The 12840-nt window shown below is 67.1% G+C and carries 10 protein-coding genes; 7 read left to right on the forward strand and 3 right to left on the reverse strand.

The window, feature by feature from the left end; translation table 11 throughout:
- The 5 genes from EB084_09695 to EB084_09715 all read left to right on the forward strand — a co-directional run.
- Positions 1-2092 (forward strand): hypothetical protein (locus EB084_09695; GenBank protein ID NDD28522.1); only part of this gene is annotated, 2092 nt, incomplete at its 5' end.
- Positions 2076-4832, forward strand: coding sequence for a hypothetical protein (locus tag EB084_09700; GenBank protein ID NDD28523.1), 2757 nt, complete (start codon positions 2076-2078; stop codon positions 4830-4832). The genes EB084_09695 and EB084_09700, both read left to right, overlap by 17 nt.
- Positions 4829-5746: a hypothetical protein gene (locus EB084_09705; protein NDD28524.1), complete on the forward strand. Its 918-nt coding sequence runs from the start codon at positions 4829-4831 to the stop codon at positions 5744-5746. Before EB084_09700 ends, EB084_09705 begins: the two co-directional genes overlap by 4 nt.
- The gene (locus EB084_09710; GenBank protein ID NDD28525.1) at positions 5743-6957 is read left to right on the forward strand and encodes a hypothetical protein; all 1215 of its coding nucleotides are present in this window, start codon (positions 5743-5745) and stop codon (positions 6955-6957) included. Before EB084_09705 ends, EB084_09710 begins: the two co-directional genes overlap by 4 nt.
- A 237-nt stretch (positions 6958-7194) precedes the next feature.
- Positions 7195-7929 carry a hypothetical protein gene (locus EB084_09715; protein NDD28526.1) on the forward strand — a complete coding sequence of 245 codons (735 nt, stop codon included), beginning with the start codon at positions 7195-7197 and terminating at the stop codon, positions 7927-7929.
- Positions 7930-8175: 246 nt separating this feature from the next.
- Here EB084_09715 and EB084_09720 read toward each other — a convergent pair whose 3' ends face one another.
- On the reverse strand, positions 8176-8544 hold the full coding sequence (locus tag EB084_09720; protein ID NDD28527.1) for a hypothetical protein: 369 nt from the start codon (positions 8542-8544) through the stop codon (positions 8176-8178).
- A gap of 130 nt (positions 8545-8674) precedes the next feature.
- Between EB084_09720 and EB084_09725 the strand changes: the two genes are divergently transcribed.
- Positions 8675-10408, forward strand: coding sequence for an arginine--tRNA ligase (locus EB084_09725; GenBank protein ID NDD28528.1), 1734 nt, complete (start codon positions 8675-8677; stop codon positions 10406-10408).
- Positions 10409-10541: 133 nt separating this feature from the next.
- The gene (locus EB084_09730) at positions 10542-11153 is read left to right on the forward strand and encodes a hypothetical protein (protein NDD28529.1); all 612 of its coding nucleotides are present in this window, start codon (positions 10542-10544) and stop codon (positions 11151-11153) included.
- An 81-nt stretch (positions 11154-11234) separates the two neighbouring features.
- Here EB084_09730 and EB084_09735 read toward each other — a convergent pair whose 3' ends face one another.
- Positions 11235-11960 (reverse strand): hypothetical protein, encoded by a 726-nt coding sequence (locus tag EB084_09735; protein ID NDD28530.1) that lies wholly within the window; start codon positions 11958-11960, stop codon positions 11235-11237.
- An 81-nt stretch (positions 11961-12041) separates the two neighbouring features.
- Positions 12042-12551 carry a hypothetical protein gene (locus tag EB084_09740; GenBank protein ID NDD28531.1) on the reverse strand — a complete coding sequence of 170 codons (510 nt, stop codon included), beginning with the start codon at positions 12549-12551 and terminating at the stop codon, positions 12042-12044.
- Between the last annotated feature and the right edge of the window lie 289 nt (positions 12552-12840).

Below are 12840 nucleotides of genomic sequence, written 5' to 3' on the forward strand. Positions count from 1 at the left end.
CCGATTCCTGTCGCCCGAGCGCCTCCCCGGCGTGGTGATGTGGCTGGGCGTGGGGGCGTCCCTGGTCTTCCTGTTCATCGCCCTGGCCATCCGCCATCAGTACCTGAACACGCTGGTGCACGGCCTGAAAGACTACCGTCTCGACTTCGAAGACGTCAATCTCGAGCTCGACAAGGTGAAGGACGACGAGCTCCACGAGATGCTCCCCCAGATCGAGGACGCCGACGACCCCGGCAGCGTGGCCATCGTGACCCGCATCCTGGGGGTCCTTGCCTCACGAGGCGCCCTTGAACCGGTGGTGGGGAAGGTGTCGCACACCAATCCGGAAGTGCAGATCGCCGCCATCAACGTGCTCTCCGGACGCGCGCTGAAGAGTGGCCGTCCCCGTCTCGACGATACGCTCGAGCAGCGTCTGGAGGCCGCGCTGAACACGGTCGTGGAGGAGGTCGCGGCCCATCCCGAAGCGAGAGCCCGCGCCCTCGAAGCCCTGTCGGTCCGGCGTCGCCCCCTCTCTGCGGAGCGCTATCTCGCCGATGGCGCGCCCGAGGTACGGGCGGCCGCGGCCACCCTCCTGGTGAGCGATGCCCAGCGCGCCGACGAGCTCGGCGTGTGGGAGGTCATCGACAGCATGCTCAGCGATGGGCAGGCCGAGGTGCGAACCGCCATCCTGCGCCGCCTGCCCGTCGATCAAGCCGCGTGCCGCAACCTCATCCTGGCCCACGTGCACGACGAGGACGCCGACGTCCGGCAGGCGGTGATCGAGCAGATCCTTCGTCTTGATCCCACCGCGGACGAGGTGACAGAACGCGTGCAGCCCCTGCTCACCGACCGCAACGAGGAGGTTCGAGCCGCCATGGTGCGGTTCCTGAGCCGCTCGGGCAAGAAGGCGCTGCTCGGCGATCTGGCCGCCCGCCTGCACGATGACGCCATCGTGGTGCGCAGGGCCGCGGTCGAGACCCTGCGTCGCTGGGGCGACCAGGTCGTGCCGCACGTGGAACCGTTCCTCGACGCGCCGTCGACGCATACGGTCGACGCGACCCTGGCACTTCTCGGCGGGCTCCCCTCCAAGGAGGTCCGCGACAAGATGCGCACCTGGCTGCTGCATCGCCTCGATCTGGCCCACGACGCCGTGATCGCTGAATGCGTCATGCCGGCCGTGATGCGCGCCGTCACCACCCGCCTCGATCCGATGGACGCCTTGGGCCTGGAGAGCGCCAGGGTGACCACCGAGCCCCTGGCCATCCTGGCCCTGCGCGATTTCGTGGGGCGCGTGGTGCAGCACGTGCTCGAAGGTCTCGAATCCCTCGAAGACCCCACGGTCATCCGCAACATCCGCCGCTGTCTCGAGACCAGCCTGCGCCAGGCCAGGGGCGATGCCATGGAGGCCCTGTCGAATCTGCGCGAGCAGGCCGTGGCCCGGGGGTTGCTGCTGCTGCTCGACGATGGATCCCCTGAAGAGCGCCTGACCGTGTCACTAGGCTACCGACATCTCGCCGCGGCGCCGCCGTGGGAGCGGATCTCTGACGGGCTGCTCTGCCACCCCGATCGCTGGATCCGCGTGGCCAGCGCGATCCTGGCCGAGCAGACCGAGCCTGGAAGCGGAGGAAGGGAGTATCTCAAGACGGAAGAGTACGCCGTCATGAAGCACCTTCTGTTCCTGAAGAAGGTCCCGCTCTTCGGTCAGATGTCGCTCGAGCAGATCGAGGTCATCAGCCGCATCGTCAACGAGGTGAACTACTACCGGGGCGAGGTCATCTTCAAGGAGAGCGAGATCGGCGACAAGCTCTACATCATCGCGGAAGGCAAGGTCAGCGTGGTGAAGGGGCATCGCACTGCGGGCGAGGTCACCCTCGCCACCCTCAAGGAGACCGACTACTTCGGCGAGATGTCGGTGCTCGACAATGAGCCGCGCAGCGCCACCATCGTGGTCGACGAAGATTCGCGCCTGCTCTCCATCAGCGGAGAGAAGCTTCGCGACATCGTGCATCAGAAGCCCGAGATCGCCTTCGAGATCTTCAAGGTGCTGTCGACACGCCTGCGACGCGCCGATCAGAAGCTCGCCGAGATGGCCCGCGATGCCCGAAACGTTTGATCCGGGAGGCCTGGCCAGCGGGCCGGCCTGCGTGCAGACCCTGCGCGCCGAGTATGACATCCGGGTGAGCCAGCGCCTGGGTGCGCGCATCGTCGCCCTGGCGCGCAACCGCATCCAGCTCTCCCTCGCGCTCATCGAGATGGCCCCTCCCGCTTCAGAGCTGGAAGGCGCCCTTCTCCAGGAGGCCTGGACCCGGTGCACGTCGATCTCCGAGGCAACCCCCCTCATCGACCCGTGGGGCTGCGCCGTGGACGAAGATGGCCTCTTGAAGCTGGTGACGCCAGATGAGACAGACGCCCCCCCTCCGTCGATGACCCATTCCCAGCGCCCGCTCGACAGTGCAAAGCCAGATCCCGCGCCACCCGCGCCCGCTCCTCACGGCGCCCCCCTCGTCACGACCGATCGCCCCGCACTGGCGCCGGCCCTCGTGGGCGCGTCCCACGGCCTCACGGCGACCCGCACGAGCGACGATGATACCCCCTGGAGCGACGACCGCCTGCGCGACGCGGCGCGCACCCTCTTCGATGCCGAGGACCCGACAGAGCTCGTGGAATCGCTGCGGCGGGTCTTTCGCGCCGCCTTGGCGAGCAGCGTGGATCCCGTTCCCTTGCTGGTCGGTGCGCTGCGTCGACGCAAGCGCGTGCTCGCGGTCGAAGTGGGGGCACTGGTGAAGGCCCACCTCGATCGCGAGACCGGACGCGCCATCGAAGACCTGCACGGCGATGACGAGGCGCGCGTTCGCGACGGTGTGCACGTGCTCATGCATCGGCCGGCTGGAGCCCCCCTCTCCGCCCTGACGCTGCCCGCACTGACGCCGCTGCTGAACGAGCCACGACCGTTGCGCCAGATCATTGCAGACCTTGTAAACGCGCCCCAGCTCGTCGAGAGCGATGGCGCGCTGCTCGAGCCCTTCACCGACGCCCTGCTCGATCAGCTCACCGAGCTCGAGGCCTCAGAGCGGTACGCGCTGTCCCGCTTCCTCCTCGCCGTTCACGCGCGCTGGCCAGACCTTGCCGATGTTCTGCTGGGCCGCCTGGGCGCCACAGTCGATCTGCACATGCAGGCCTGGTACGGCAATGTGCTCGCCCGCATGCCGCTTGCGGAGCGAGAGCGCGCCCGCCTGGTCGACGCCCTGGTCGATCTGTTCGTGCGCCACGGCAGCGACGTGGCCCTGGCCGAGCGCCTCAAGATCACGTTCACCCATCTGGGAGCCGAGCCCCTCGCCCGCCTGACCGAGACAGCGCAGACCATCAGCAGCCCGATGGTGCGAAGCTACGTCGTCGACCTCTGGACCAGCTATCTGAGCGGAGGCCACACCCACCCACCGAAGACGGTGCTGGCCACGTTCCTTGCAAGCGAGATGGCGGCGCGAAACCGAACCGCGCTGCTGGCGATGATCCGCGCGCGCGACCTCACAGCGGGCCGTGTAGATCTGCTTGCCCTGCCCGAGCTCCAAATGTGTCTGGCGGATGACGAGACGCTGCGAGACATGGTGGTGACCACGCTGCTCGATGAGGTGCTGCACCTCGAGGACCCGGACGACCTGCTGGTGCTCGAGTTCCTCGCGCGCCTGGGGCGGTCGTCGGTGGAAGCCGCATTCGAGCGTTCCCGTGAGGAAGCCGCCCTCGACTCCCGCGCTGCCCCCCACCGCTTCCGCGTGTTCGCCTACGTGGCGTCGCGCCAGCCTCCCGCACCGTGGCTCGCGGAGATGGGAGAGGTGGCGAAGGGCTGGCCGTTCCTGCGGCGCACGCAGCTTCCCCTGACGCTGACCGGCATGGGCTTGCTCGGGCGCATTCCCGGACTGTCTGAGGAGACGCTGCAAGGCCTGATCACCCACCTTCTCCCAGATGACGTCACCACGGGCGTAACGTGGCCGCAAGCGAGGGTACGGGGCGTGCTCGAGCTCTACGAGAGCGTCACCTGCCCGCCCGCGCTCCGCGAGCAGGTCGAGACCCGTCTCGAGCAGATCGTGGCGGCGGAGGCGCTGCCCCGAGAGCTCCTCGTGGCAGCCCTGATGGGCATCGACACGCTGGTGGGACGGGCGGAACCTCCGTTGCGGGTCGACGCGCTGACCGTTACCCTTGCACGCATGGTGCTGCGCAAGAGCCGGGAGACGAGCCTGGAGAGCGTGCTCAGCGAGGCGCTGCGCGATGACACCGAGGGGTATGGTGTTCGCCTGCCTGAGGCCTGGAGCAAGGAGGAGCGCGATCTCGCGCTCACCATCCTGGGGAAGATCGCCGCCCACCCGGCCGTGAGCGAGAACCTGCATCGCATGATCACGGCCCGTCTGGCCGGCTTCACCGAGGACTGGCTCGACGCCCACGAGCGGGGGGAGAACCTGTACCTGCACCGCGACACGCCGCTGTGGAAGATCATGACCGATCTGCTGGCCCAGCGCGAGACCGAGCACACGGTGGAAGCCGTGGTGCGCGTGGGGCTGCGCGCGCTCGAGGTGCACCGTCACGCGCCCGCGAACCTGGCGCTCGAGCGGCGGGAAGACGTGCTTCGACTTCTGGGGCTGCTCGCGTGGCTCGCCCCGCAGGAGCCGGTAGAGGTTCGCGGCAGCCTGTCCATCGACATCCCGAAGACCGCACTCACCACGCTCATCACGATGGGCTCGCGAGAGAACGAGAACGCGCTGCTGATTCTGCGCGAGATCGAGGAACGCGTGCCCGACCGTCTCCGCGGGCAGCTCGAGACGTTCATGACGCTGCAGCGTCGGAGAAAGGCCCACGCATGAACCTCGAGAGCAAGCCGGTCGATCTCGACGAGCTCCTGCAGACCGCGGCACTGGCCGGGGCCACCGATGTGCTGCTGTCACCCGCGCCGCATCTGGGGAAGCTCATCGTGCGGGCGGCCTCCGTCACGATCATGTCGCGGGTGGTGGAACCGGGGTTGCTGCGATCGCTGTCGACCCAGCTCGGGTTGCGCACGGGCCAGCCGGCCCTGCTCGGGGCTGGCTCGCCGGGCCTCGACGCCTCGCTGGCGTCGTTCGAGCTGAAGGTCCGCGATGTCGACATGCGGGTCCGGGTGATCTGCACTCCAACGCCCAACGGTCCGGTGGTGCGGCTGCGACTTCAATCGCGTGATCTGCTGCGGCAGGCACTCGAGCAGTTCCGCGCGGGACGCTTCGGAGCGCTCGAGGTGCTTCGCGTGCTTGAAGAGCGCGATGGCGTCATCTTCGTGGCCGGTCCAACCAGCAGCGGCAAGACCAGTGCGCTGCATCACCTCGTGGCATGCATGCCCACGCAGCGCGCAGTGGCGGTGATGAGTGAGGCCGAGGAGCTGCCGCTGCCACACCTGGGAGCTGTGCAATCGAACGAGGCTGAGGTCGTGGCCATCGACGAGATCGACGAGACCGAGAAGATCGCCACGGCCATGCGTCTGGGGCGTCGACAGCTGGTTCTCGCCACATTGACGTGTCCCACGCTCGAGCTCGCCCTGCGGCGCATACGTGGAACCTGCGACGACCTGGAACCGCTCGTGGGCGTCCTGCGGGTCGACTGGCGCGGCGATGAGGCCATTCGGGTCGCGGCGTACCGATGGTTCGGGTTGGAGGGGCGCGCGCCTGAAGCGCGAATTCCGCGGGCACTGGTCGATCGCATGCACGATCTCGAGGCCTTTCAGGCGCTCGGAAGGCTGGAGGCCCAATGACCCGTTCCCCCCAGATCAATGCCGTCCTCGAGGGTGCTCGCGCTCGTGCCGCCGGACGCACCGCGCCGGAGCTGAAAACCGCTCTCGAACAAGCCGAGCAGATGCTCACACAGGTTCAGCGCGTGTTCGAGGGGCAGGTGCGATTTCGTGAGCGCACCGACGTTCTGAAGATCCAGAAGCCTCGGGTCGAATCGGCGCTGACGCGCATGCGCGAGGCGCTGGCCTCGATTCGGGCCGAGCGGTTCGACAGCGGCGCCGACGCGCTGCAGATGTGGTTCAACACGTTCACCGAAGCCATGGACGCGCTGAAGGCCGAGGAGACGGGGCAGCCCACCTACAGTCGCAGCCCCTACTTGAACATCTTGATGCGGCTGGCCGTTGGGGCCTCGCGACGAACCATCGCCCCCGAGGCATTGCAACAGGGCTTGAGCGAGCTGCTCATCCACCACCGTCGCGTGACCGCCGAGCTCGACAAGGTGGTGCGTCCCGGCAGCGAGGCGGCGCAGTACGGGCAGCGACGCGACGAGATCATGCAGCACGCCCAGATCATCGATCGCAGCCTGGTCGAGGCGCAGCGCCAGCTCTCTGCCAGTGCGCTGGCCGCCATTCCCCAGACCCTGCGGGCGGCATGTGCCGCGGCCGATGCTCTCACTGCCATCCAAGACGACTTCAAGAGCGCCGAGGAAGCGGCCCGCCATCGCCCCTGCTTCCGCTGCGGGGCCGACAACCCGCGCACGGTGCGCCACTGCGTCAAATGCCAGGCCATGTTGCCTCCGATGCCGGTGAGCGATGACGACCTCGCTGCCGTCGACGTGACACTCGAGGAAGGGCAGGCCCGCACCCGAGGTCACGCCCGCACCGAGCTCTCGGTGAAGCTCGAGGACGCGGCGCATGCCGTGCGTGAGGGCCGAATCGACGCCTCCGCGTTCGCGCGGGTGCTCGATGAGGCGCAAGATCGGCTCGACAAAGCGCGCCAAGGCTTCGCTGCGCTGCAGGTGCCGCCCAATTCCAGCGATGAAGAGCGCGAGGCTGCAGCCCAGGCAGGTGAGGCCATGCAGACCGCGTTCGCCCAGTTCGACGAGGGCCTGCAGCGCATGCGCGCCTACCTCCACGACGGCAACACAGCCACGCTCGAGCACGGTCTGGAGGCGGCGCTGACGGGCGGAGACACCCTCGCGGCCTTTAGCGAACTGGCGAAGCCGCAGCGCTGAGCCAGGCCGATCTGAAGGCAAAGCCGTAGCGCTGCGCCATTCCACACCGATCCGCGATGTGAACATCTCACAACGATGTTGCATGCGCATTGCGCCCCATCTTAGAATCACAGTGTGATGATGATTTCACGAACACTGGCCAGCCCCCGATGGCCAGCAGTCCAGGCGAGCGGCCTCCAGGGCCTGACGCACGCAGGCGGTAGCACCCCGCTCACACCTGCGCGCGAAACCGCGACGGTGACGAAGACGACGGCCTCGACGGCGACAGCCAGGAAGCCCGCCGCACGAGCCGAACACGGCGAGACCTCCCCCTCTCCCTCCTCAGGGAAGACCTCAGGGAAGGGCCGTGTCCGCGCCCACCGCGAGCCGCTCTGGAAGCGCATCGCCCACTATGTGCTCAACAGCACCCACGTCGTGGTGGAAGCCCTCGAGGCTGCCCACGTGGTCGCCGGGCTGGCGGTCGGCGGAGCCGTGGGCGCTGGCATCGTGAGCGTGGGCATGACGAGCCTGGGCGCCTCCCAGCTGGTCAACGGCATACGTGACAAGTCTGGCGAAGAGGTTGTCGAGGGAGCCGGCGGCATTCTCGTGGGTGCCAAGAGCGGCCTCGAGATGATCGCCCTGAGCGGTGCGCGAGAGTCGAGCGCGCTGCACTCCCTGGCCCACGACATCCACCCCTGGCTTGCCCCCCTCGGCGTCGCCCACGGCACGCTCGAGGTCGCACTGGGCGCGCGTCGCGTCTACACGGGCGTGCGCGATGGCCAGCTTGGGAAGACCGTTTCCGGGCTCCTGACCGTCGGTCTCGGAGCCTCCGTCTGCGCGGCCTCTCTTGGCGGAGGGTTGCCCGCCGTGGTCGCGTCGGGGCTGTTCCTCGCGGGTCGCATCGGGTGGGAGGAAGCCGCCAAGGTGAGCAGCGCTGGCCCGGGGCTCAACGCCCATCTGCACGGCCCGAAGGCCTGGCGCCTCCTCAACTGATCCCCGCGTCGAAGCGCGCTTCGCGTCTCTGCAGGCTTCGCGTCTCCGCGCGCTCCGTGTCTCTGCAGGATCAGCATCCCTGATCGCTCACCACGTCCAGACCCCTGTGCGCCTGTGCGTCTGCGCGCCTGCGCAGCCGTCTCTCCGCGCCCCCGCAACGCGCAGCACCTCGTGCGCACGTTCCGACGGAACGCAAACGGCGCCCGCGAAGGCGCCGCTCTGCTCAGGTAGTGCGACCGCGAGGGCCTACCAGCCGAAACCGCCATAGAAGGGCGAGTTGTATCCCATGTTCCAGCCGATCTGGCTGCCCACGCCGGAACCGATCATTCCGCCCGTGAATCCGCCGAGCATCGAGCCGATGCCCATTCCAGCGGGACCACCCAGGGCGCCGCCCAGCATTCCGCCGAGGCCCATTCCGAGGCCACCGCCGACCATTCCGCCCGCGAAGCCGCCCATCGAGGCGCCCATCATTCCGCCGGCAACATTGCCCATGCCGTACATGTAGGGCATTCCCATGCCCATTCCCATGCCCATCATCGGCATTCCGGCGCCCATCATCGGCACACCGAAGGCCATCGGCGGCATTCCGTACATCACGCTACCCATTCCAAACATCGTGTAGACCCTCCGTGCGTCTTGGTGGTTGATTTCAACTCTTGTGTTGGTCTATAACGACCCCTGTCACCCCAGTCTAGCACGGCCATGTTAACAGGATGTTTCCGGCCCGGCACTGTATAGCCCTCGCGTGAAGACACCGAAGAACCTTCTTGCCGAACGAGTTGCCGTGGCGTTCGCGGCCGCATTTCCCGAGGTGGAGGCCCCTGCGCGCGACCTGGTCGTGCCCGCGGCGCGGCCCGAGCACGGAGACTATCAGTGCAACCAGGCCCTGGGGCTTGCGAAGCAGCTGGGAAGCAAGCCTCGCGACGTCGCCGCCCGCCTTGTCGAGCACCTGAACGTCGACGACATCTGCCTCGCTCCCGAGATTGCGGGGCCTGGCTTCATCAACCTGCGCCTCTCTCCATTCTGGGTGGGAGCGTGTGTTGGGTCACGCGCCGGCGACGAGCGCCTCGGCGTCTCGCCGGTCGATCCCCCGCGCACCATCGTGCTCGACTACTCGTCGCCCAACGTGGCCAAGCCCATGCACGTGGGCCACATCCGCAGCACGGTCATCGGCGACGCCCTGGCCCGCACCCTGCGCTTCCTCGGTCATCAGGTCATTGCAGACAATCACATCGGTGACTGGGGCACGCAGTTCGGCATGATCCTGCTCGGCTACAAGGAACTGGCCGACGAGGCCGCCCTGAAAGCCGACCCGGTGAGCGAGCTGAAGCGCATCTACCGCGCGGTGAACGCGCGGGCCAAGACCGACGAATCGTATCGCGAGCGCGCCACGCAAGAGGTGGTGAAGCTGCAGGCCGAAGATCCGGAGCAGATGCGCATCTGGCGCGAGATCATCGCCCTCAGCCGCGAGGTTGCCGAGGAGATCTACGCGCGCCTCGGGGTGCGCTTCGACGTGTGGCACGGCGAGAGCTACTACAACACCATGCTCGGCCCCGTGGTCGATGAGCTGCTCGAAAGAGGCATTGCGCGCGTCGATCAGGGCGCGGCCGTTGTGTTCTTCGACGGGCCAGACGACCCGCCAGCCCTGGCCGACAAGCCCATGATCGTGCGCAAGCGAGACGGCGCGGCTCTCTACTCGACCAGCGATCTGGCCGCCATCAAGTACCGCCATGAGACCTGGAAGCCAGACGACATGCTCTACGTGGTCGACGGCCGCCAGCAAGACCACTTCCGTCAGGTGTTCGCCACTGCGCGCAAGTGGGGCTACACCCACAGCCGCTACGAGCACATCTGGTTTGGCACCATCCAGGGACCGGACGGCAAGCCGTTCAAGACCCGGGAAGGCGACACGCCCGAGCTCTCCGACCTGCTCGATGAGGCTGAGGAGCGCGCCCGCGCCATCGTGGCAGAGAAGAACCCGGACCTGCCCCCGGAGCGTCAGCGCGAGGTCGCGCGCGTGGTGGGGCTGGGCGCCGTGAAGTACTCCGATCTGGCCCAGGCGCGCACCAGCGACTACGCCTTCTCCTGGGACCGGATGCTCGCCATGCAGGGCAACACGGCGCCCTACATGCAGTACGCGTACGTGCGCATCTGCTCCATCATCGACAAGGCCGGCGTCGACGTGACCACCCTGAACGCCCCTGCGCAGCTCACTGAGGCCGCCGAGCTGGCCCTTGCCAAGACGCTGCTGCGCTTCGGCGACGCCCTCGATGACACTGCCGCCACCTATCGGCCCAACGTGCTCACCACCTACCTCTTCGAGGTGGCGAGTGCATTCTCGACCTTCTACGAGCAGTGCCCGGTCGTCTCCGCCGAGGGGCCTCAGCGACTCTCGCGACTCACCCTGTGCCGGCTCACCGCCCGCACGCTCGAGCGCGGACTCGATCTGCTGGGCATCGAGACCCTGCCGCGCATGTGAGTCCCCAGGCGCCGACAAATCGCACCCGAGGTTGCGCACCCGCTGGAGCGCAGGCGCTGCACCTCGAACCTCTCCAAGGGCAGAAGGAAACCCTCGGCGTCCCCGAATTCCCTTCCTGAAAGCGAGGGCTCGCATGAAGAAGATCTGGCTCACCCTGCTGATCGTGCTCACCTTCGCCGGCGGCGCGCTGGCCCAGGGCGGCGACTCCGCCGACCCGTACGCGCACGTCGACAGCGACGCGGAGGGCCAGGCCCTGCTCAGCGACGTTCGCACCCGGCTGCTGGCCCTGTATGGGCTGGGCTTGAGCCAGCCCGTGGTGCTCCATCTGGCCGACGGCCCCGCCATGGACGCGCTCATGGCAAGCAGCCCCTACAAGGGCGCCGAGATCGGTCTGCACCGCATGGGAAGAGACGGAATCCACCACATCTACGTGTTGAAAGGCGAGAGCCGCGACACGGCCGGCGGGATTCTGGCGCACGAGTACACCCATGCCTGGCAGAGCGAGCGCTGCCCGAGACGTCAGGAGCAGGCCCTCATCGAGGGATTTGCCATGTGGGTGCAGTGCAAGTACCTGCAGAACGTGGGGGCCTACGCGTCTGCGCGCAACATCACCGAGCGCATGGCCGACGTGGTCTACGGTGTTGGCCTGAAGGCGATGCTGGCGTGGGAAGACGAGATCGGAGACCGAGCGCTGGTGCAGCGCGTCCAGCAGGTCAGCGCGCTGTCCGAGGGTGCAAAGCCCTAGAGGCGCGGTTGCCCCACCCCTCGACCCATCGCCTCCGTTCCATCTCCACCAGATTCGACGACCAGGGTCTGGGTGCGGCGCTCACAGCTCCCACGAGAAGATGCTGCGAATGTTCACCGGCGCGCTGCCACGCAGCGGAATCGCGGGCCCGATGTTGAGGCGGGTTCTGCGGCTCAGCTGCCAGTACACGCCCGGGATGAGCTCTCGCAGCCGCTCGACCTCGTTGTTCTTGATCTCGAGACCGAGGGTGACGGTGCGGGAGACCGGATAGCTGGCGGCAACGGTGTACTCGAACATGGTCTGCTCTCCGGGGCGCAGGCTCTTCTCCCAGTTCAGGTTTGTCGTCACGTTGAGCAGACCGATGTCCTTCGAGAGGATGAGCTTGCCCTCGATGCGGTCGGCCCCGCCCGCGATGGTGGCTTTCTCGTATTCCACGTACAGCGTGGGATCGACCGGCAGTGTGCGGTACGGTGCGAGACGATAGCGCAGCTCGAGCTTGGTTGCGTTGAAGCGCGTGCCGCCGCCCTCGCCCTCGTTGCCCCAGACCCCGTACACCCCTGTGGTGAAGCGATCGGTGACCCCGTACTCGACCTCGATCTGGTGCTCAGGAAGGCCGCGGTCATACCAGCCGTTGTAGACCTCGAACTCGATCTCTCCCTGACGCGGCGTCCAGTACGGGTAGGTCTCCAGGTAGTCCCGCTTGTCTGCCCGGGCGGGCACGACACAGGTCAGCAGGGCAACAGCAACCAGCGCGCAGCGCAAGATGAAGACACAAGGTCTTCGAACGTCAGCGGGCAGACAAGACATGGAGACTCCTCCGGTACAGTTGAAACTGAGTGAAATTGACAACCATTGTCATCTGAAGGTCAAAAAAAACAGGCTGCACGCTCACTTGAAGCACTCCGAGTTGGGCTTCCCGCAGTTGCAGAGATCGCACCGCTCCTGTGCTTCGCGGGCCGAATCGATCTGCATGCGGCAACCGCAGTGAACGCATCTTCCACGCAAGGGAAAATGCTTTCCCCCGCCGTCTTCAGAGACGCGAAGAGAAGAGACCTTGAGAGCGCTGCTCCCTTGAAACGGCACCGTCTCGCCCACGAGCTCGACCGTCTTGACGCCGCTCTGCCGGGCGACCGCATCGACCTGCGGATCATCGATCAGGGGAACACGCTTCCCCGCGGCGTCTTGAATGGCATAGCGGCAACCGCTTCCGGACTCGGCTGGCACAAGCCTGCCCCGCACGACCGGCACCCCTGCCGAGCAGGCCCCGTGAGCGGCCTTCGGAGAAGCCGGCGCGCCAGGATCGGCTTGCACGGGCGCAAGAGCCGACGCACCCATGAGCCAGATGAAGGCCGTCAGAAGGGCAAGGAGACGAGGTCTGGAGCGCGGAGTGTTGAGCAAGGGATCCTCGGGCTGAGATTCTGGCCGTGGATATTGAAAGTCATTTTCAAAACGGCGCTCCAAATATAGACGAACACGCCGCTGCTGTCAAGCAATCCCCACGGCAGGCCGAGAATCGCCAGCATCCTGCGCCATCCCGATCCCGGGCGTCCGTGCCCTCGAAACAGGGGTCACGCTTGCGCATCAAACAGAAATCCCCCTCGCGCATTCCGCGTCAGAGGGGGACTTCCGCGCTCCCGTGCACCTGCACGGGAGCCAGATCGACGCAACTCCCCCCGCCCGCTCTTTC

The organism is Pseudomonadota bacterium (genome assembly GCA_010028905.1).
GTDB lineage: Bacteria > Vulcanimicrobiota > Xenobia > RGZZ01 > RGZZ01 > RGZZ01.

Bases quoted from the DNA above. Each gene is read 5' to 3' on its own strand.
- EB084_09735 (NDD28530.1), bottom strand. From the start codon at position 11,960: ATGTCTTGTCTGCCCGCTGACGTTCGAAGACCTTGTGTCTTCATCTTG.
- EB084_09720 (NDD28527.1), bottom strand. From the start codon at position 8,544: ATGTTTGGAATGGGTAGCGTGATGTACGGAATGCCGCCGATGGCCTTC.
- EB084_09730 (NDD28529.1), top strand. From the start codon at position 10,542: ATGAAGAAGATCTGGCTCACCCTGCTGATCGTGCTCACCTTCGCCGGC.
- EB084_09705 (NDD28524.1), top strand. From the start codon at position 4,829: ATGAACCTCGAGAGCAAGCCGGTCGATCTCGACGAGCTCCTGCAGACC.
- EB084_09710 (NDD28525.1), top strand. From the start codon at position 5,743: ATGACCCGTTCCCCCCAGATCAATGCCGTCCTCGAGGGTGCTCGCGCT.
- EB084_09700 (NDD28523.1), top strand. From the start codon at position 2,076: ATGCCCGAAACGTTTGATCCGGGAGGCCTGGCCAGCGGGCCGGCCTGC.